This is a genomic window from Vibrio sp. YT-19(2023) (genome assembly GCF_033337395.1).
Genome location: NZ_JAWOQN010000002.1, coordinates 77823 through 98368, shown reverse-complemented (window position 1 = coordinate 98368; position 20546 = coordinate 77823). Strand labels below are relative to the sequence as shown.

14 protein-coding genes and 2 pseudogenes are annotated in these 20546 nt (G+C 49.4%); 6 read left to right on the top strand and 10 right to left on the bottom strand.

The features are described from left to right. Positions 1 to 9 precede the first annotated feature (9 nt). The 6 genes from fecE to R7E78_RS02480 form a co-directional block, all read right to left on the bottom strand. Positions 10 to 774, bottom strand: coding sequence for a Fe(3+) dicitrate ABC transporter ATP-binding protein FecE (fecE, locus tag R7E78_RS02505; protein ID WP_054575393.1), 765 nt, complete (start codon positions 772 to 774; stop codon positions 10 to 12). 2 nt (positions 775 to 776) lie between these two features. Further along, a complete protein-coding gene (locus R7E78_RS02500; RefSeq protein WP_005383459.1) occupies positions 777 to 1748 on the bottom strand; it encodes a FecCD family ABC transporter permease in 972 nt (323 codons plus the stop codon). After that, positions 1745 to 2704 (bottom strand): FecCD family ABC transporter permease, encoded by a 960-nt coding sequence (locus R7E78_RS02495; protein WP_370687806.1) that lies wholly within the window; start codon positions 2702 to 2704, stop codon positions 1745 to 1747. The genes R7E78_RS02500 and R7E78_RS02495 overlap by 4 nt, the downstream gene beginning before the upstream one ends. 74 nt (positions 2705 to 2778) lie before the next feature. Next, entirely contained in the window at positions 2779 to 3702 is a 924-nt protein-coding gene (locus R7E78_RS02490; protein WP_318057607.1) for a Fe(3+) dicitrate ABC transporter substrate-binding protein FecB, read from the bottom strand. Between the two features lie 101 nt (positions 3703 to 3803). After that, positions 3804 to 5942 (bottom strand): TonB-dependent siderophore vibrioferrin receptor PvuA, encoded by a 2139-nt coding sequence (pvuA, locus tag R7E78_RS02485; RefSeq protein ID WP_053303931.1) that lies wholly within the window; start codon positions 5940 to 5942, stop codon positions 3804 to 3806. Positions 5943 to 6062: 120 nt separating this feature from the next. Next, complete coding sequence (locus R7E78_RS02480; protein WP_318057606.1) at positions 6063 to 8099, bottom strand: TonB-dependent siderophore receptor; 2037 nt, start codon at positions 8097 to 8099, stop codon at positions 6063 to 6065. Positions 8100 to 8349: 250 nt separating this feature from the next. Here R7E78_RS02480 and R7E78_RS02475 point away from each other — a divergent pair, with 250 nt between their 5' ends. Genes R7E78_RS02475 through R7E78_RS02455 form a run of 5 tightly spaced genes read left to right on the top strand, consistent with a single transcriptional unit; the run spans position 8350 to position 15598 of the window. After that, entirely contained in the window at positions 8350 to 9561 is a 1212-nt protein-coding gene (locus tag R7E78_RS02475) for a hypothetical protein (protein WP_318057605.1), read from the top strand. Continuing rightward, positions 9558 to 11390 carry an IucA/IucC family protein gene (locus R7E78_RS02470; protein ID WP_318057604.1) on the top strand — a complete coding sequence of 611 codons (1833 nt, stop codon included), beginning with the start codon at positions 9558 to 9560 and terminating at the stop codon, positions 11388 to 11390. The genes R7E78_RS02475 and R7E78_RS02470 overlap by 4 nt, the downstream gene beginning before the upstream one ends. Positions 11391 to 11396: 6 nt before the next feature. Then, the gene (locus tag R7E78_RS02465; protein ID WP_053303935.1) at positions 11397 to 12602 is read left to right on the top strand and encodes an MFS transporter; all 1206 of its coding nucleotides are present in this window, start codon (positions 11397 to 11399) and stop codon (positions 12600 to 12602) included. Beyond that, on the top strand, positions 12574 to 14403 hold the full coding sequence (locus R7E78_RS02460) for an IucA/IucC family protein (RefSeq protein WP_140049190.1): 1830 nt from the start codon (positions 12574 to 12576) through the stop codon (positions 14401 to 14403). The genes R7E78_RS02465 and R7E78_RS02460 overlap by 29 nt, the downstream gene beginning before the upstream one ends. Continuing rightward, positions 14396 to 15598 (top strand): type III PLP-dependent enzyme, encoded by a 1203-nt coding sequence (locus R7E78_RS02455; RefSeq protein WP_262592299.1) that lies wholly within the window; start codon positions 14396 to 14398, stop codon positions 15596 to 15598. The genes R7E78_RS02460 and R7E78_RS02455 overlap by 8 nt, the downstream gene beginning before the upstream one ends. 73 nt (positions 15599 to 15671) lie before the next feature. Here R7E78_RS02455 and R7E78_RS02450 read toward each other — a convergent pair. The 3 genes and pseudogenes from R7E78_RS02450 to R7E78_RS02440 form a co-directional block, all read right to left on the bottom strand. Beyond that, positions 15672 to 16109, bottom strand: a pseudogene (locus tag R7E78_RS02450) (carbohydrate ABC transporter substrate-binding protein); the annotation flags it as partial. 32 nt (positions 16110 to 16141) lie between these two features. Next, positions 16142 to 17572, bottom strand: coding sequence for an ATP-binding protein (locus R7E78_RS02445; protein WP_213970767.1), 1431 nt, complete (start codon positions 17570 to 17572; stop codon positions 16142 to 16144). Further along, positions 17562 to 18247 (bottom strand): annotated as a pseudogene (locus tag R7E78_RS02440) (response regulator). Before R7E78_RS02440 ends, R7E78_RS02445 begins: the two are co-directional and overlap by 11 nt. Before the next feature lie 265 nt (positions 18248 to 18512). Here R7E78_RS02440 and ptsG point away from each other — a divergent pair. Then, positions 18513 to 19955: a glucose-specific PTS transporter subunit IIBC gene (ptsG, locus tag R7E78_RS02435; protein WP_213907531.1), complete on the top strand. Its 1443-nt coding sequence runs from the start codon at positions 18513 to 18515 to the stop codon at positions 19953 to 19955. 95 nt (positions 19956 to 20050) lie between these two features. On the opposite strand, the gene R7E78_RS02430 is transcribed toward ptsG, so the two are convergent. Next, entirely contained in the window at positions 20051 to 20497 is a 447-nt protein-coding gene (locus R7E78_RS02430) for a DUF302 domain-containing protein (protein ID WP_017634511.1), read from the bottom strand. Positions 20498 to 20546: the final 49 nt, after the last annotated feature.

Below are 20546 nucleotides of genomic sequence, written 5' to 3'. Positions count from 1 at the left end.
GACGTAAACCTACACCGCCACACACATCGGCGTGCCTGAGATTGGGTCGTTAAATACTCTCGCTTGTAAATCAAACACCGATGCCAACATACCTTCTGTCAGTACCTCTTGCGGTGTTCCCTGCGTGACTAACTGACCTTTTTCCAACACCACCAAATGATCGCAGTAACGGCACGCTTGGTTTAGATCGTGCAGCACTACGACCACTGTTTTGCCTTTGTCGTTCATCTGCCTCATGAGTTTCATCAGCTCAACTTGGTGAGAGAGATCCAAGTAAGTGGTTGGCTCATCAAGCATCACTACGTCGGTATCTTGCGCCATTACCATCGCAATCCACGCCCTTTGCCTTTGACCGCCAGACAGCGATTCAACTGGCTTGTCAGCAAACTCAATCACGCCAGTATCTTGCATTGCTTGCTCGACTAAGGTCTTGTCTTGTTGACTTAACCGGCCCCAATGAGAGAGATAAGGCGAGCGGCCATATTCGACCAGTTTTCTGACGGTAATACCTTCAGGACTGACAAGAATCTGCGGCAGCAAAGACAACGAACGCGCCAAGCGTTTATCACCGTAGCTGCTTAGTGGTTTGTCGTCATACAACACTTGGCCAGAAGCGGGTTTATTGATGCGTACCAAGGTTTTTAATAGTGTCGATTTACCGCAACCATTTGGACCAACTAGTGCGGTAATTTTACCTTGAGGAATCGACAAAGAGAGATCTGGAATGATGGTCTGTTTGCCGTACGCGACGGATAAGTTCTGCGTTCGTAACATGCTTACCAACCTCTATAACGATACAAAAGAAAAATGAAATATGGTGCGCCAATAACAGATGTCAGCACTCCCGCTGGTAGCTCAATTGGTGGCTGTAAGCCTCTCGCTAAACCATCGGCGCAAATCACCAACAAAGCGCCAAGGGTTGCAGCGGCTGGAATCAACAACTTGTGGTTGTGGCCAAACAGCAAACGCGCAAGATGCGGCGCAAGCAGGCCAACAAAGCTGATCGTGCCTGCCACAGACACACTGATACTCGCCAATAGCACGGCAGCAATCAACGCAAGAATTTGGATCTGTCTTGGTTTCGTGCCAAGTGTAGTGGCGCTTTCTTCTCCCAGTCCCATAACATCTAGCCGCCAAGCCAGCCAAAACGCCAATGGTAGTAGCAGCAATAGAGCACTCCAAATAAACGGCACTTGTTGCCAATTTCGTCCCCACAAACTGCCGGTTAGCCATACCATCGCCGTGTTGATTTCGATAGGGTGCACAATCAGAAGAAAATCGATACCGCTGGCTAAAAATGCGCTGACAGCAACACCAATCAGCGCCAAACGTGCTGGTGTTGGTTTCGACCAGTAAGCCAGCACAGCAATAAAGCCAGCAGCAAGCAAGCCTCCCGCCATGGCGACCATCGGCAACATTGCCACTGGCGCATTCGGATACAGCACCAAACAAGCGGTAGCGGCCAGTCCTGCTCCGGCGCTTATCCCCATTAAATCTGGTGAGGCAAGTGGATTACGGATGACGCCTTGAACTAAAACGCCTGACAGCCCCAACCCAGCGCCCACGCCAATGGCGAGCAACATTCTCGGTAATCGATATTGGTGAATCACAAAGTCCGAGTCAGAGAAAGAAAACAGTAATGCAAAAACCTGTTGAGCCGACATGTTCGCCGCACCAACAAACAGCGTGAGAGAAGACGCAATCAGCAACAATCCAACTAATGCAAACAGTTTGGTTTGATTCATCATGATGATTTCCTCATTGCAATCGCGATAAAGCAAGGTGTGCCCAACAGCGCGGTAATCACGCCCACTGGCGTTTCAGCCGGAAAAGCAATCGCTCGTGATAAAGCATCTGACCACGTCACCAATGCCGCGCCACACAAGGCGGAAACCGGAATGAGAATGTGATAGTTGTGACCAACAATCGGGCGTACCAAGTGCGGCACTAACAACCCGACAAAGCCAATTGGCCCAGCAATCGCTACGCTAGTTCCTGCCAACAGCACAACCGCTAAACCACTGATAAATCGCGTAAGACGAATGTTACCACCTAGCCCAACAGCAACTTCGTCCCCCAACGCGAGTAAATTTAAGTTTCGCGCTAAGCCCATGGCGAGCACCAAACCTAAAGTCGCAAAAGGCCACAGTTGCTGCCACTGTTCAGAATCTACCGCGGAGAGTGAACCCGTTAACCAATGCAACACGCTGTAAGCCATGTCATCCGCCAAAATTACCGACGCACGAGTTAACCCTATCAGCAGTGCACTGATGGCAATGCCCGCTAGCACTAAACGCAATGGGTGAGAACGCGCGGAAAAAAAACCGCCCAACAACATGACCGCACCACCACTTAGTAGCGCGCCGAGTACTGCGTTGATGATTGGATTCAATTGACTAAAGAATGGTACGCCGATGGACGCCAAGGCCATAAAACAAGCCGCACCAGCATTAATGCCGAGAATGGATGGCGACGCCAAAGGGTTACGAGTTAATCCTTGCATCAGCACTCCGGATACCGCAAGCGAAGCGCCAATTAATAACCCAGCATAGGCACGAGGCGCACGCAGCGTCGCGAGGATTTGATGCAGCATATTGCCCTCATCAAACGCAAACCAATAGCTTGTCAGATCATTAACGCTCAAAGAAAAGTTGGACCAGCCAATCATTGAGGCTGCATAGCCTGAGAGCGTACACAACGCCATAGCACAGACAAACAAGCTCGCTTTCCAATGCGATTTGCTAACCGAAGACGCGCTTTCCGAGCTTATCGCCGCACTCATGAGCGCTCCAATAACGCTTCAAGATTGCGGGCAATTTCTTCCGCAGCCAACATGCCGCGATTTAACGACCACAGTTCAGGAGAAACCTCAACAAGTTGCTGTTTTTTCGCAGCAGTTAGCAACTTAAACAATGGATTTTTGCGCCACTCATCCACAATATTTGGTTGAGAGTAAAGTCCAACTAACAACCAATCAGGGTTGGTTTTTAGTAAAAGTTCGAAACTGGTTGGGATATACGCTTTTTGCTCAGATGGAGCCAGCGGGCTTTGGATGCCCAGCATACTCAAAACGCCCCCAGCGTAAGAAACCGGGCTATGCAACCACATCCCTTTGTCAGAAACCACACCAAACTGAATGGTTTCTTGTGTTGCAAAATGCTGTTTGAACTCCGCCATTGTCTGTTTGTGCTGCTCAATTCGTTGTGTCATTTTCGCTTGTTTGCCAATTGCCACGCCGATTTTGTGTGCGGATTCGAGATTTTCTTGATATGTCTCACCACGGCTTTTTAACAGCAAAGTTGGCGCAATTCGCTGCAAATCTTGATAAATCGCGCGATGACGTTCTGCATCAGCAATGATCAAATCCGACTTGAGCACCGCAATCGCCTCTAAACTCGGTTGCGAGCGCATGCCGACCGATTGCCAAGGACCAACCTTGGCACGAACAGCAGGAATGACTCGTGTGGCATCGTTGTCATCGGCGACGCCTACAGGTGAGACATCGACTGCCGCTAATGCATCGACAAACGAAAATTCTAAAACCACAATACGTTGAGGTATCGCTTCTAGCTCAAAAGTGCCTTGCTCATCTTGCACGCTGCGCGCCTGAGAAAATGCGCTAAATGACATCAAAGCTGAGCTCAACAGCATCAGCAAAACGGTTGAAAAGTGTTTGATCGTAAATTGTTTTTTATTTTTCATCTTGCTTTTTTCCAGTGCTAAGAGTTTTCCATTACCTAAGATCGGCAAAGTCGCCAAGGTAAATTGGCGACTTTTCTTTTCAAACTCGGTGAACGAAACGCTTAAAACTGATAGTTCAGATCCAGTGTGTAAGAGCGTCCCGGAGCTGGGTACCGACCAACTGGGCTTGTATCAATCCCGCGGAAGTAATACTCCTCGTCAAACAAGTTGTTCACCGCAACATTCATGCGTAACTTGCCTTTGTCGTCTTTGTATAAATCCGTCCCCAAGTTGAAGTTCCACACCATGTAAGATGGTACTTTACCCGTTGCGCCAGTTGCATCTTCGGCACTGGTGTTGGCGTTATCGGTATACGAGTCACTAAAGTAGAAGCCCGATAGCGTGGTGTCCATGCCGTAAAATGCGTAGGTTGCATCCCAACCAAGCTGATGCTTAGAGGTGTAAGGCAGTTGATTACCTTTATTCGCGCCTTCTTCTTCAAGCGTAGCGTCTAGATAGTTGTAGCTTGCGCCTAAACTCAGTGCAGGTAGTGCTTCAGGCACGTAACGAGCAGAAAGCTCTATGCCTTGGTGAAGTGTTTTTCCGATGTTATCGAAGGTCTGCGTTGAGCTTTGCCATTGCAATTGATCTTCAAAGTCGATGCGATAAAGTGCAGCGTTAAAGCTGGTCGCATCTTGGGTGTAACGCGCGCCGACTTCGTAGTTCCAAGCCAGTTCGCTACCTTCTTCACCCAAACCTCGGATGTAGGCAATTTGTGGCGCACGAAGTGATTTTTGCGCGTTCGCATACGTCACCCACTGGTCAGTTAAGTTGTATGCCACCGTCAAACCTGGCAACCATTCCGTCACGGTGTTGTCTGCCGTTTGTTTTTTACCACGATCGGTAAACGTCATTCGAACCGACTCAACACGCAACCCAGGCGTTACCTTCAATGTATCATTGAACAAACCAATTTCGTTGCTAACGTATCCAGCAAACGCGTCCGTATCTAGATGCCAATCACGCGGAACGCTGGTTGCACCACCGGCGATTGGAGTCTGAGTGAGTTTGTAGTCAATGTCTTCATTAACATAACGGGTACCCACGATCCAGTTTTGAGTAACGGATTTACCTTCGCCAAAGTACATCGCCATTTTTGGCTCTATACCATACACGGTAAATTCACGTGGAGAGGTACGAACGTCCGTCGCTGGCAGAGCCGGATCCGCCCAATGGCCACCCGCGCTGTTAAAGCCCCACTTGAAAAGACGCTCTGACTTATGGCCAAACGTTAGCACTTCTAGCTCGGCACTGTCGGCAAATGGCAAATCGTGGATGTACTTAACACTCCAGCGCGTCGACTTACCTTCATAATCATCGTAAGGACGTTTCGATTGGTGACGATCTTGCTCGTAATCTTGTGGCGAAAGTGCGCCCGGCATTTGCGTTTCAGCATCGTAACGTTGCAGGAATGCTTGAATCTCTTGAGTGTCACTCAGTAGCCACTGTGCTTTGGCTTGGAAGTTCTTCACGTCCGTATCGGAATGTTCACGGAAGCTTTCACCTTTTAGGAAGTTACCTTCCAACTGTAGTGCAAATGTGTCGCTTAACCAGCCGCCCGTGCGTAGGTAAAAATCATTCAGCGGCGCATCACCGCCATCAAACACGGTAAGGCGGTTACTGATTTCAGTTTGCCACGTGTGTGGAATCGGTTTGGTCACTAAGTTGATCACACCACCGACGTTGTTTGGGCCGTACTGTACTGCGGCACCACCGCGTACAATGTCAATACGATCAAGCATCGACAGTGTTGCTGGGAAGATAGACTGACCAGTGTGACCATATGGCGCAAGTGTTAGCGGTACACCATCCATCAAGAACTGAGCATGACCACTACGGCTTGCTTTCAAACCACGTACGGAAATGTTAGGCAATACGCCCGTTCCGCTTTCATCCTGAACTTTAATACCCGGCACGCGCTGTAGCGCGTTATCAATCGAGCCTGCGGCGGTTTTCTCGATTTGATCGCGGGTAATGACGGTACGAGCACCTGGGTACTCTTTGACGTCTTCAATTTCAGATTTACCAATCACGCTACCAGTGACAACGACGGTTTCCATCGCGGTAGTTTGTTCTTTTTTAGCAGGAGCGGCAACCGCGCTCATGGATGTGGCAGAAGCGATTGCAATCGCAAGCACACTGTAAGTGGTAGACAAACCAGCACGTACACGCACTTTACCATCCAAATTCTGGTAAGACATTAAGATCTCCTTTGCGAGAAATTGAGCCTCGGGCAGAATACATCCCGTAGGCTCTCGGGGCTAAACATCCTCAATATGAGGAAAAAATCGGCTAACAGGCGCTAACTACGCACAAAAAGCCTAGAACTGATATCCGTAGCTGAGCATAAACTCGGCTGGTGCGCCGTAGCCAATCTGGTTTAAGCCAGACGTGCCGTTTGTTGCGCCAAGAATGTATTTCTCATCCAAAATGTTGTAAGCGTTCGCTTGGATTTTATGACGACCAGTGGTGTACGCCGCCATCAAATCCACCGTTGTGTAATCGCCAAGTGCGACAGCTTCGTCGTTACCTGCGTAACGGTCGCCCACGTACTTCACACCACCGCCTAAACGCCAGTTGTCATTCAATTGGTAAGTGCTCCAAAGAGAGAACAAGTGGTCTGATACATCGTTCGGCTTTTTGCCTGTGGCTTTGTCTTCCGCGTCCAAGTAGCTGTAACCCACAGAGATGTCCCACTGTTTGGTGATTTGACCGCGAGCCTCTAATTCAATACCTTGGTGACGCACTTCAATTTTATCGATCACATCGCCGTCCACGTTAGTTTGTGGTTGCTCTTGATCAATCTGGAACAGTGCCGCATTCAACATTAATGCGTTATCCAAAAGGTACGCTTTCGCACCCACCTCTTTTAAGTCGGTGTGGAAGAATTCCGCCAATTTTGGATTGATGTAGATACCAGCGTACGGTAACTGCCAAGAGCGCGCTAAACTGGCGTATACGGATGTGTCGGAATTGATGCGGTATACCAAACCAGCACGGTAGCTGACTTTGTCATCATCCAATTTTTCCTTATCTGAGCCCGCTTTTTGTTGTTCGAGTTCCATCGAGTCGTAACGCACGTTACCGATCAAAGAAAGGTCACCCCACGTATAGACGTCTTGCACATACAAACCTGTCGTGGCGGTGGTATTGTCACGAAATGGCTTAAAGCCCGGATCAGGCGTTGGACCAACGACTGGGTCGTAGATATTTTGCGGAGGAAGCGTTTTGTCACTTGCCAACGTTAGGTCGATATCGATCTGGTTGAAATCTGCACCCACCATCAATTGATTGTCCCTGGTTTCCCAAACCAACTCAGATTGTAAAGTGGTCGTAGTACGTGGATCGTAACCAAAGTTGTTGACGGTTTGAGACACTTCATTACCCGTCACTTTGCCCTGACGCGTGCCTTTTTGCTCAAGTTCGATATGGTTGAATGCCGCTCGGTTGTTCCATACCCATTGATCATTCAGACGCCATTCGTAATCCACCGCAATACGGAGACTGTCTGACTCCTGATAGTCGTTTGTGCCGCCAAAGTAAGTGCTTACTGGCAAATCAACTGGCTTGCCATTTTTTGATGGCACACCACGATACGGCACTAGTTCTTGATGGGCGTATTCCACGTCAACATCAATGGTGTGACCTTCCGCTGGTAACACACGAATGGTCGGTGCAATGAAGAAATCGTTTGAATCAACATGATCAACGTACGAGTCGGCTTGACGGTATTCCAAGTTAATACGCCCGTTGACCTTATCTGTAAACGCCATTGAGCTGTCGACCTGACCGACATACTGGTTGTTGCTACCTACACTGCCGTTTACGTGAGTAAAATTCTCACCGTTAGCGCGTTTCGTCACCAAGTTGATGATGCCCCCAGCCGAGCCACGGCCATACAAAGCGCCCGCAGGGCCTTTCACAATTTCAACGCGTTCAACATTCGCTAAGCTGCGGTAAGACTGCAACGTACCGTCATCTCGCAAGCCATCACGGTACATATCGTTGAGTGAATCAAAACCACGTATCATGAACTGATCGCGGCTGCCTTCACCCAAGGTGTTATTGACCCCGGCTACCCCATCTAGCGCATCCACTAAGCGCACCGCGCCTCGGTCTTGCATTTCTGTTTTCGTTACTACGGATACCGCTTGTGGCACATCAAGCCATTCCACATCGGTTTTGGTGCCTGATTGAGGCATGTGTTCAGCATAACCTTCGTACTGATGACCGAAGACTTGAATCGTTTCAGTTGCTGATGGGGTTGAGTTCGTCTCTTCTGAAGCCACTGCGCTTGGTGCTACTAATGAAGAACCAATCGCGACCGCCAAGGGGGTCAGGGTCAATAATTTATTCATTCCATAATTCCGTTTAGTTGTTATAAAGCCAACGGATGGAAATAAGAACAAATATTATTTCTATTTGCAATATTAATTTTATGCTCTATATTTATTTACCCTAAAAACACAACTAACAACAAAAAAAACCAAATATCATAACAATAAACACTAAAACTTCTGCCCTCCGTCTCGAGAGAGGCACATTGGAAGACGACCGTGAGCGACTTTATCAACGTTAGAAGAAAATGTTAGAAAATTAGGAAAGCTCATGAAATCTACGATGATTATCGTAAGTCATGTCGTTAACGATGCAGTCACTCACGGCTTTGTGCCTGCAGCTAAAGCGATGGACCTTCACGTCGTTCTTATCACCGACCACAAGCTAAGCCATTTAGAGCTGGCGAGTCGTGATAGTCACTTTAATCCGGATACCATTCTAGAATGTGATGTCTTCAACCCATTAGAACTCATCGAAACCATCACGGAGCATGAATTAAAGCCAGACGCTGTTTTCAGCAATAGTGATCACTTACAAACTTCCACCGCCATCTGCGCGCAATTTTTTGGCCTCCCATCCAAAGATTGGTCTGTCACGTTAAAGGCCAAAAACAAACACTTAACTCGACAGGTGTTAAATGAAAAATCCTTACCCAACACACAAAGCTGTTTGCTGCATCGCCATTCGAATGTGGCATTAGGCATGGCCTTCCCTGTCGTAGCAAAACCCAAAGAAGGCGTGGCAAGTTTAGATGTACAGCGCTGTGACTCCCAAAGCGAGCTCGATGCTTACTCCGAGGCGTTTTGGCAAAAGCACCCAAACGCCGCCATTCTGGTGGAGCAGTTTCTTCAAGGACCGTTGGTTACGCTCGAAACTTTAGGAGACGGTAACCAACTTATCGCCGTGGGCGGTTTTGATGTGTCGCTCTCTGAGCCGCCTTACTCTATCGAAACCGCCGCAGACTGGAACGGACCAAACGGCATTGCTCACCGAGAAGCTTGCTTGGCTCAACTTAAAGCGTTCGGCGTTGGTTTTGGAGTTTGCCACAGCGAATTTATCATTACGGAAAATGGCCCGGTTCTGGTGGAAATTAACTACCGCAGTATTGGAGATGGCCGCGAATTCTTGCTCAACAATCTCGCTCACTTCGGTTGGTTTAGCACAATTTTGGGTCTGCATTTGGGCCGAAGATTGGCCGGCGATTACCAAATTCATGGGTCAGCGCACGTGCACTATGTGGTTGCGGAGCACAGTGGTGTGATTGATGGAGATTCAACCTCCTTCATCCAACACGATGACGATATCATCACTCAGCAACAGGTACTAAAAACCGCTGGAGAACACTTCCAACAGAGTTATTCCAATAAGGATTATCTCGCCCGAATTTCGATTGTCTCACCATCAGGGCGAAACCTCGACCAAGCGCTGCAGAACGCGCTTAGCAATTTCGATCTCGCTCCGACTCGTGAGGTGGCAGCATGAATGACAACGCTTTGTATCTAACGCAACGATTGATCGACACTTGCTTGCGCGAAGACATGTTTGGCATTTTGTCGAAGGCCAAGTTCAGTAGAGACGCGCCAAAAGGGGTAATTGTTCCTCAAGACGAGCAAGTCTGGCTGATATTTGCCAACTCTGATTTCACGTTGTATTTACCTGTTGCGCCAACGTATTACATGCAGCACTGGCGCTACGTTCACGCCAATGACGAAACACCACCAGGTTGGTGGGTGGAGAAAAATGGCCAAGTCGAGCATCAACAGCATTACAAAGAGTGGATTGCGCTGCTAACGACACTGGCGCACGAGAGCTCTCACGAGTTGCTGGCGGGATACCTTCAAGAACTGGAATGTGCAGAGAAACACAAAGCGCTGTGTGACCAAGCGTTTCATCATCATGCAGACCACATTTCTCAACCAATATCCGAGCTTGGTTCTTGGCATCAAAAACTGCTGCTAGCCGACCAGATCGCTTCTTACCTTGACCACCCGTACTATCCAACTGCGCGGGCGAAGTTTGGCCTGAGCGATGAAGACCTTGCTAAGTACGCGCCCGAGTTCGCACAAAGCTTTGCTCTGCATTGGATTGCGATTGAAAAATCACTGGTGACATTAACCAGCGGACAACCTGATTGCTGGCCAACAATGGAGCAAGTGGGGCTTCCTGCTGATTTTGCACTGAGCCACGTTCTGTTCCCTGCACATCCGCTCACCCTGCGATCTTTAGAAGCCTTACCCGAAGGTGTGATAGAAGCGCCTTTAACGTATCTAGACGTGACGCCGACGCTTTCCGTTCGTACTGTGGTCGTCAACGAGGCACCGCACATTCACATCAAGGTTCCGCTGATCATGCGATCGCTAGGCACGAAAAATATTCGCTTAATCAAGCCTTCAACACTGTATGACGGCCACTGGTTTGAACGCCTACTCAGCCACCTTGAACAAACGGACGCCGACTTAAACAGTCGCTTGTTCCATTGCAACGAAAAACACGGTGGACACATCGGCGAGGATAAAACCTTCGCGTACATCGTACGTGAGTATCCACTTACTCATTGCGAAGACAAAGCGTTAGTTCCGGTTGCAGCACTAGCAAGCCCAATGCCTGACGACCGCTTGTTCTTAGAACATTTGGCAGAACATTACTATCAACAAGATACGCTGGCGTGGTTCCAAGATTACGTCGATCTATTATGCCAAGTGCACCTCACCTTGTGGCTGCGTTATGGCATCGCATTGGAGTCCAACCAGCAAAACGCCATCGTTGCATTTGATCAACAGGGCAGAATGACGCTCGCGATGAAAGACAACGACGCGGCGCGAGTTTGGCCAGAGCGCTTCCGCTTTGCAACAGACCATGCTGCCGAAAAACACGGCGCAAAAACAATTCCAGTGGATTGCGATGAACTGCTCGACCAACGCATCAAAGTCGACAATGAATTGGCGCTCGGTCAGATGTTTACCACCATCACACTGCAACTGGATATCGCAGCGATTGTAGAATCTATGGCAGCGAAGGGCATTGCCTCTTCAGCATCGCTTTACGCCATCGTGGCCAAAAGCATTGCAGAGCAACTCAACCGATTAGAAGGCGAAGGGTTAGAGACAAAACTGGCTCGCGAGTTGCTGCAAGAGGCACCTGACTTGTACGCCAAGTACTTGTTGAGCTCTGGCAGTTTGCTTTCGAAAGAAGCCTCCGGCGCGAGCGACATCAATAAGTTCTATGGTTTGTCGGCCCCGAACTTCTTACTGCTTTCTAGCGAAGAAGCGCAACGCGCCTACATAGAAGCCATCAAAAAAAGCGTACGTTAAACGATTATGACCAAACTCATCTACAGTGTGTTGTTGTGCCACTTTATCGCTGCGTTTGCCGCGTTAGGTATGCCGCTATTTCTACCCGTCGTGTTGCCAACGTTAGGCGCAAGCATTGATGCGGACTGGGCAGGGGTATTGTTTATCCTACCTACGTTTTGTACTGCGTTGGCAGCGCGATTTTGGGGCAACTTTGCCGATCGCTACGGTCGCCGCCGCTCACTCTTGCGTGCGCAACTTGGCCTTGCAGCAGGGTTTGCGCTGTGCGGCTTGGCAGACAACCTCGCCATGTTTGTGTTTGGTCTTATTGTTCAAGGAACCTTTGGCGGCACCATGGCCGCCTCGAACAGCTACTTATCTAGTCAAATTAAAGAAGCCAAAACACTCGGCAAGTCACTCAATAAAACCCAACTATCTGCTCGCTTGGCGCTGATCGTTGCGCCCATTGGGCTCGGCTGGAGCTTGTCCGAAACCAATCCACTCAACGCGTACCTGTGGTTATGCGTTTTGCCTTTAATTGCTATGGGCATCACGCTAACACTGCCAGCGGATAAACCCGCCGACCAAAACCTCGAAAAGCCAAACTCAGTACCTCAGCAAGAAAAACCAGTTGCACAGAAAAACGCAATGCATGCCATTCGTTGGATCTTCTTTGCTCAATTTGGGTTTGCGTTTTCTATGGTGGTGACCTTTCCTTATTTCTCGCCATTTGTGCAGCAATATGGCATCACTCACCACGCATGGATCGGTTTTTTGTACGCACTGCCGCATGGCGTCTATCTGTTGCTGGCAGGAAAAATTCACGTGTTGTCAGATGGGTTGAATCGCCATCAACCGCTGCGCACGTTGTGGCTTGGGTTTGCATTGCTTGCCGTGAGCTCTGCCTTGCATTTGATTGCGTCCGAAACCGCACTCATTGCTGCGAGAATTATCTTCGGCATCGCGATGGTGTGTTGTTATCACGGATTGCATCAGCATCTTGCGAGCAATCTGGATCGCAAACTCAGTGGCAAAGTATTTTCTCGCTTTGATGCCATGTCCAAATGGGGTGGCGTGGCAGCGGGATTTTGCGCTTCTTTCATTTCTAGCTTGGGGCTACTTGAGGTTCCTTTCCTACTTTCTGCGATAGTCAGCGTAATCACCTTGATCGCGCTGGTTCTCCATTCAAAATTTGGAAATCAACATGTTACAAACTCAATCCTCTCAGACTAGCGAGTTGCGCGCGCATGATGTGCAGCTCAATCGGGAGAAGGCCCAACTCAACACGATAATGGGTGTTCTTAATTGTTACTTACGTGAATTTGCGCTACCGAATCAACAAGTGGAATGGCACTACCAATCGACATCGCTACCCCAAACGTTAAAACGCAACTATTCCGCCAAGCAGCGGGTAGCCGTTCATCTTTCTCAACAAAATGGCGTGCTGGTTTTGCCGATTCACTACGCGAGCAAACTGGGCAAAATCAAATTGGCAGAACTGCCGTGGGCGAAAATGCCGGGATCTGGTTGGGCGAAATTGGATGCCACGCAAACTCTTACGCTTTTGCTTAACTATCTCAAGCAGGTGTTGGCGATCCCGTTTAACCATGAGCTGATCGAACAACTAGAAAATAGCGTGCTGGTTACCGAGCAGTTTCTCAACGTCGCGCCCAAATCGCATCACAACGAGTTTATCGCTTCGGAACAGTCTCTGATTTGGGGGCATACTTTCCATCCGACCCCGAAAAGTCGTTCGGGCGTCACCATGGATGATCTCTTGGCGTTTTCTCCAGAAGTCGGCGCGCAAGTCCCGTTGTACTGGTTTGAAGTGGATACGTCCTTACTTGATGTGCTGAGTTCCGACGGAGAAGCTAACCCTGCTCAGCACATGCTACAACAGCTCGCGCCACAACACGCCACCAGCAATGGGAAGACCCTCTACCCTTGCCATCCTTGGGAAAGCTACACCATTTTGAGCAACCCAAGCGTGAAGCGTGCCATTGAACAAGGCAAGATCACGCCACTGGGTTTAGGTGGTGAAAAGATGCAGCCGACCTCTTCAGTTCGTACCCTCTACCACCCAGATATGGATTGGTTTGCGAAATTCTCCATCAACGTACGATTAACCAATTGCGTGCGCAAAAACGCGTGGTACGAACTCGACAGCGCCGTGCAGCTCACGTCGATTCTTAAACCAATTCGAGAAAACGAACAGCTGCACAACCCCGTATTTAAAGTGATGACAGAGCCATACGCCACCACATTGAATCTAGAAAGTGTCGCTGAGCGTAATTGGGATGACAACACCAAAGCGCGCGAATCGTTTGGGATTTTGTATCGCGAAAATTTCTCGCTGAGCGAAGTCGATATCTTAAAACCAACCCTCGCTGGCGCTCTGTTTGCTTACGACAAAAACGGCAACAGTTGCATTGCTCAACGCCTTAAAAACAAAGCGCGTACTACGCAAAATCGCTATTCCGACATCGCGACACTGTGGTTTGAGCGCTATTTGCATTGCCTAATTCCGGGCGTGTTTAATTACTACTTCAAACACGGGGTGGCGTTTGAGCCGCATTTGCAAAACACCTTGATTGGCTTTGAGCAAGAGATGCCGTGTTGTGTTTGGATTCGTGATTTGGAAGGCACTAAATTACTGCCAGAGTTCTGGCCAGCAGAAACATTAACTGATTTGTCTGAACGCGCGCGACAATCGGTTTACTACAGTCGCGAACAAGGCTGGAATCGCATCGGATACTGCACCTTTATCAACAACATCAGCGAAGCGATTTTCTTCATCGCAGAAGGTGATGAGCCACTAGAGCAAACGCTATGGAATGCGGTGCAAAGTGCCATTGTGCGTTGGCAATCAGTGAATGGAAAACAGCCGGAACTAGAAGCGTTGCTGAATGGCGGTCACTTCCCGAGCAAAAATAATTTCACCACGCGTTTGATGCAAAAAGCCGATAAGGAGTCGGGCTATACCCAAGTCGCCACGCCTTGGCAGCAACACGAAAAAGGAGCGCAACATGTCTAATTCCCTCTCTCTACCGACACTCGTTTGCCAACAAGTTCACACACTCGCACAGCAGCAAAGTCAACCCTTGTGCGCATACGTGTATGACCTAAGCGCCTTAGAAGAACACATCAAACAACTGCGTCACGTTTTGCCGAGAAATGTCGAGCTATTTTACGCAGCCAAAGCCAATCCATCGGGCCCGATTCTTAAAACGCTCGCGCCGTATGTCGATGGTTTTGAAGCGGCATCTGGCGGGGAGTTGACACACCTCCACCAGCAACAACTCGATAAGCCATTGATCTTCGGTGGCCCCGGAAAAATGCTAAGTGAATTGCAACAAGCGATTGAGCTTGATGTTGATGCAATTCATGTCGAAAGCCTCACCGAGCTACAACGCATTGGAGCACTAACCGAGCGCCTCAACCGCCCTGCTTCGATCTTTTTGCGTATGAACATCGATATTGGCGACATCACGCTCAGCAAGTTGGCGATGGGTGGCAAGCCGACTCCATTTGGCTTGGACGAGTCCGAGCTGAGTAATGCTTTGATGTTGCTGCGCGATTTCCCGCAAGTGTCACTCAAAGGCTTCCATTTTCACTTGATGTCGCATCAGCTCGATGTTGAACGTCACTTAGCGTTAATGCAGCGCTATTTCCAAGTCGTGAAAACGTGGCAGCAGGAGTTCGAACTCAGTGAGCTGATGATCAACTTGGGCGGCGGCATGGGGATTAACTACCAAAACCCTGAGCAACACTTTCCGTGGATGGAGTTTTGCGACAAGTTGGAATTCCTCATCGCCAAAGAGCAAGTGCAAGACTGGACACTGCGTTTTGAATGCGGACGCTTCATCACGGCGGCATGCGGTTATTACGTGATGGAAGTACTGGATATTAAGGAAAATCTTGGCGAAAACTTTGTCATCGCGCGCGGAGGAACTCACCACTTCCGCACGCCAGCGGCGCAGAGCCATGATCATCCATTCGTCATCCTGAAAAGCGAGCAACACCATGAGATTTCTCATCCAATTCAGCATGCACAAGCGACCTTTGTCGGCCAGCTTTGTACGCCCAAAGATGTGCTGGCACGCAATCAACACGTCGCCCACGTCGATATTGGTGATTACGTTGTGTTTACCTTAGCGGGCGCCTATGCGTGGAACATCTCCCATCAAAACTTCTTGATGCATGAACCGCCGATCTTCCACTATTTCTAAACGGCATACTTCGCTTTACTCAAGCCCCAATCATTGGGGCTCTTTTATTCCACTCGGCACAAATTCATTGCCATTAACCGCTTTGCGAAATAGCAATAATGCGTTTTATCAGCTCGTCGGGTTCCATCTTGGGATTGCGGTAAAAACGGAAGATTTCCGAGTTTATCGCTTGCTGGTCAACCGGATTGACCGCCATCGAATCAATCATACTCGGCACAGCGAGGTTGTGTTTAACGCCGTAGTGAAAGTCTTGATATGACTGGACCTGACACGGATTAAAATCGCTGATGTCGATATCGGTACGTACCGGAATCGAGCCTTTTACCTTATTGAACTTAGCTTGAAACTCGACATCTGCCAGCGCGCTTGCGGTTTGCTGAGCCGCCTCGGCAGAAAACGACTTGCTCGACATAAACACCAAGCTGTCCATGTTGTAGAGGAATACACCATCGCTGTCAGGCGTTGGGTAACAGCCGACCTCTTGCGGGACTGAGACTTGATTGGCGAGCAACAGTGGGAACAAGAATGCCAGTTTGTTCATAGTCAGTCTCTCGGGAAAGTCAGTGTGGCGCAGAGGCCGCCAAACTGAGAATGGCTCAGCAACAAGTTGCCGCCATGAGCCTTTGCAATACTCTGTGAAATGGTTAACCCCAGCCCACTGCCTTCTTTATCGTTGCTAGCGCGGAAGTATGGCTGGCAGAGCTTTTCAAGTAATAAATCGTCAACACCGCCACCGTAATCTTCAATTTCAATCTGGATCGACTCTGGGCTTTCACTCAGCGTAATGTCCGCTTGATGGCCGTATTTGAGCGCGTTATCGACCAGATTCTGAATGCAGCGCTTAATCGCTAACGGTTTACCAGCAAAGTGGGTGCGGATTTCACCGTGGATGTGAATCGTGTCCGGCGCATCGGCGATATTGGCGGAAATGTGCTGAATCAGTTGGGTGAAATTGATCGGCTCGATTTCCTCGTGGATATCGGTCTCTTTAATGCATTGCAATGCGCCTTTGACCATCAAATCTAGGTCGTTACTCAGGCGGATAAAGCGTTCTCGGTCGGCGTCGTCATCCAGCATTTCCGCCCGCAGTTTTAGGCAGGCTATTGGCGTTTTCAGATCGTGGGAGATGGCGCTGAACAGCATTTCACGGTCTTTAATATGGCTGTCGATGCGTCGATTCATCTTGTTAAACGCACGTACCGCCGCTTTCAGTTCGTTACTGCCTCGCTCAGAGACTTCGGGCACGTCTAATCGGCTCGACATCAGGGTTGCTGCTTTTGCCAGCTCTCGAATGGGTTGAATTTCTTTGCGAACGATAAACCAGGTACACAGCAACAGCATTAGCGCGGACACCAATAGCGTCAGCCATTGGCGCAGCTCAAAATAGTTAGTCTCTAGGTTGATGTAAGGCGCGGGTAGCACCGCCGCGAGATAAAACCATTCGTTCTGTGCGACTTCGACCTGCATCACCAGAATAGGCGGATTGAGGTCACCAAACGAAAGCGAATAATGCGCCCACAATAGCGGCAGTTCGTCGATAGGTAGCTCGTTGTTGAACACTTTGAGTTTGTCGCGCTGGGTGAACTCCACCTCGATATTAGGAATGCCGCTCAGCTCGCTTTCTAATACTTCACGAACTTGGTTGATGACCAACGTTTTGCGCTCGCTCTCTGGCAGTGGGTCGACGTCAATCTGGTGATTGTTGAGTGAGACGAAAAAGCGCGTACCACCCATGTTGCGTAGTTGATTGAGCACCAAGTGGCGATATTCCGAAGGGAGGGTTTGAAAGAAGGCGATGGTAGAAGAAGCGCTCAGTGCTAAGCTTTTGACTGTGGTGGTCAGGCCTTCTTTATCGCGTTCGCTGGCGTGTTGATACCAGATAATCCCGGATAATACTTGCGCCAGAATGATCACCAGCAACAAGAACACACTGGTGCGAACAACCAGTGACCCCGTCCAGCGTTTAATTCTCATAGTGCACGTCCGTGGTCAGCATGTAGCCTTTATTACGCACCGTTAAGATCAGAGAGCGGTCTTTATCTTCAAGGTGATGACGCAAGCGGCTGATCTGCACGTCAATGCCGCGTTCAAACGGGTCGGCATCGCGTCCCCAGATCTCGCGCGCAATATCATCGCGCGACAATATTGATTGCGCGTGGTTGACGAATAAACCGAGCAGCGACAAATCCGCGCCACTAAGTTGCTTAACCTCGCGGCTAGCAACGTGGGTCAGTTGCCGGGTTACGGTATCTAATAACCAATCGTCAAAACGCACTTTACGCGTCAGTTTGCTATTGGCTGCGTCTCAAAATCGTTTTGATGCGCGCGAGCAGTTCTCGCGGGCTGAATGATTTGGTGATGTAGTCATCGGCGCCCATTTCTAGCCCTGCGACTCGGTCGGCTTCTTCAGTGACGGCGGTCAGCATGATGATCGGGATATCGGAGTTTCTGGCACAGGGTAAAGCCGTCTTCACCGGGCATCATAATATCGAGGATGATCAAATCAGGATGGTGATCGTTGAGCAGTTGCCACATCACGCCGCCGTTTTCCGCGCAAAGCACTTCAAACCCTGCGCGGCCAAGGTAATCTGACAACGCTTCGCGAAGGTTGAGGTTGTCATCGACGACCAGTATCTGCTTGTTTTCCATCCTACTTTCCCTGTGTCCGTCCCTGTGCCTGCCCCTGAGTTTGGCGCTGGCCAATATGATGCATTCTTAAACGCCCATGCACAATCGAGCCGATTACAATTTTCACTTCTCGGTGTAAGAGATTTGTAAGCGGCCACTTACAAACTGATTGCCTTTTGTAACCTTAGGCGCCGCCTTGCTCGCTATGATCATCCTGACCTAACGTAAAACAACATGACCTGAAGGAATCAGGTCCTACAACACTGGCATTCGTCAGGAGGAAACCATGTTTGCAAGTATATTTGGACAACTACAAAAAATAGGGCGGTCGTTGATGCTGCCTGTGGCGGTGTTACCAGTGGCTGGCTTGATGCTGGGTATTGGTAACGCGGGTTTTGCGTTTATTCCAGACGCGGTCAACAAAGTGATGCTCGCCGCTGGTGAAGGCGTGTTCGGCAACATGCAGTTGATGTTTGCGGTCGGTGTGGCGCTCGGGTTATCAAAAGGCAATGACGGTGCCGCTGCGCTCGCAGGCTTAGTTGGCCTAATTATTATGAACGCATCGCTCGGTATCGTGACTGGCTTGCGTGGCTTAGAAACTGACGCCACCATCATGGGCGTTGAGACGCTGCAAACCGGGGTGTTTGGCGGCATCTTTATCGGTGCGGTCGCGGCAATCATGTACAACCGCTTCTACAACATCAAACTGCCGGAATATTTGGGCTTTTTCGCGGGTAAGCGATTTGTGCCCATTGTCACCGGTCTATCGGCGATCGTCGTTGGTGCGATTCTCGCGTTTGCATGGCCACCTGTCGGACAACTTCTTGATGCATTCTCTCATTGGGCAGCGTACCAAAACCCGGTACTCGCGTGGGCGGTTTACGGCGCGGGCGAACGTTCATTGCTCCCGGTTGGTTTGCACCACATCTGGAATGCGCCGTTCTTCTTTGAAGTCGGCAGCTATGTAGACCCAGAAACAGGCAAAGAATTTACCGGTGAGCTCACTCGCTTCTTCGCAGGCGATAAAACCGCAGGTTATCTGTCTGGTGGCTTTATGTACTCCATGTGGGCACTACCAGCAGCGGCATTGGCGATTTACCACTGCGCGTCTCCAGAGCGTAAGAAAATAGTCGGCGGTTTGATGATGTCTGCGGCGTTGACCTCTTGGTTAACTGGTATCACAGAGCCAATCGAATTTACCTTCCTATTCGTCGCGCCAGTGCTGTACGTGATCCATATTTTCCTAACTGGTATTGCGTTTGCGATCACCGCATTTTTGGAAATCAAACACAGTACTGACTTTGCGCACGGCGCGATCCAGTTCTTCCTTTACTACCCAATGTCGACCAACGCGTGGATGTTCATCATCATCGGTCCAATCTGGGCGGCGCTGTACTACGGCTTGTTCCGATTCCTAATTGTGAAGTTGGATCTAAAAACGCCGGGTCGCGAAACCGACATTGCAGAAGTGAAGATTGCCGGACAACCTGATGAAATCGCGATAGATGTAGTGGCTGCATTGGGCGGCAAAGCCAATATTAAGTCAGTCGATGCGTGTATTACTCGTCTGCGTGTCTCGGTGAAAGACATTGCCAACGTTGATGTTGCTAAGCTAAAAGCGCTCGGCGCGCGAGATGTGTTAGTGATTGGCGACAGTTTACAAGCGATTTTCGGCACGCAGTCTGACTCAATTAAGTCAGAAGTACACAGCGTACTCGCCACCTCCTGATCTTACCTCCCCCAATATAGGTAAGATTTGCCAACCTCCTTGTGAGGTTGGCTTTTTCGTTTTCGGAGTTAAAAAAGCGAAGCCAATAACCAACCCTACTTCGCCGCCGCGTGGGTTAAATTGCCCAGCACGCCGCTGATTTTGTTCAATACCTCGTCACAGCCTTCAATATGATGGCGCTGCTTTAAATACATCGGATCGTTGTAAGCTAACCACGTTTTGCCTTCAGCATCTTCATACACCAACACTTTTTGGGGTAAATCGAGCGCCACCTCCTGCGCACAGATCATCAGTGGCGTGCCCACTTTAGGGTTTCCAAACACGATAACTTCAGTTGGTCGCAACGTCATATCGACTTTCGTGGCATTCTCTTGATGGTTAATGCGCGCAAAGACGTTCAACCCTTTTTCTTGCGCGATAGCGACAAATTTATCCGCCGTATCTTTTGCTGAATGTGTGCTCGCAACGGTTACCACGCCCTCACCAGCCAACGCACTCAATGACGTCAACGCCACGACCAACCCGATGATTACTTTTTTCATTTGTCGTCCCTTCCTCTCTCTGAGTCGAAAACTAGATATAGAAAAACCA

What these genes read in the sequence shown, in the direction of transcription:
- fecE (WP_054575393.1), bottom strand. Translation starts at nt 774, where the DNA reads ATGTTACGAACGCAGAACTTATCCGTCGCGTACGGCAAACAGACCATC.
- R7E78_RS02500 (WP_005383459.1), bottom strand. Translation starts at nt 1,748, where the DNA reads ATGATGAATCAAACCAAACTGTTTGCATTAGTTGGATTGTTGCTGATT.
- R7E78_RS02495 (WP_370687806.1), bottom strand. Translation starts at nt 2,704, where the DNA reads ATGGCGTTGTGTACGCTCTCAGGCTATGCAGCCTCAATGATTGGCTGG.
- R7E78_RS02490 (WP_318057607.1), bottom strand. Translation starts at nt 3,702, where the DNA reads ATGAAAAATAAAAAACAATTTACGATCAAACACTTTTCAACCGTTTTG.
- pvuA (WP_053303931.1), bottom strand. Translation starts at nt 5,942, where the DNA reads ATGTCTTACCAGAATTTGGATGGTAAAGTGCGTGTACGTGCTGGTTTG.
- R7E78_RS02480 (WP_318057606.1), bottom strand. Translation starts at nt 8,099, where the DNA reads ATGAATAAATTATTGACCCTGACCCCCTTGGCGGTCGCGATTGGTTCT.
- R7E78_RS02475 (WP_318057605.1), top strand. Translation starts at nt 8,350, where the DNA reads ATGAAATCTACGATGATTATCGTAAGTCATGTCGTTAACGATGCAGTC.
- R7E78_RS02470 (WP_318057604.1), top strand. Translation starts at nt 9,558, where the DNA reads ATGAATGACAACGCTTTGTATCTAACGCAACGATTGATCGACACTTGC.
- R7E78_RS02465 (WP_053303935.1), top strand. Translation starts at nt 11,397, where the DNA reads ATGACCAAACTCATCTACAGTGTGTTGTTGTGCCACTTTATCGCTGCG.
- R7E78_RS02460 (WP_140049190.1), top strand. Translation starts at nt 12,574, where the DNA reads ATGTTACAAACTCAATCCTCTCAGACTAGCGAGTTGCGCGCGCATGAT.
- R7E78_RS02455 (WP_262592299.1), top strand. Translation starts at nt 14,396, where the DNA reads ATGTCTAATTCCCTCTCTCTACCGACACTCGTTTGCCAACAAGTTCAC.
- R7E78_RS02445 (WP_213970767.1), bottom strand. Translation starts at nt 17,572, where the DNA reads ATGAGAATTAAACGCTGGACGGGGTCACTGGTTGTTCGCACCAGTGTG.
- ptsG (WP_213907531.1), top strand. Translation starts at nt 18,513, where the DNA reads ATGTTTGCAAGTATATTTGGACAACTACAAAAAATAGGGCGGTCGTTG.
- R7E78_RS02430 (WP_017634511.1), bottom strand. Translation starts at nt 20,497, where the DNA reads ATGAAAAAAGTAATCATCGGGTTGGTCGTGGCGTTGACGTCATTGAGT.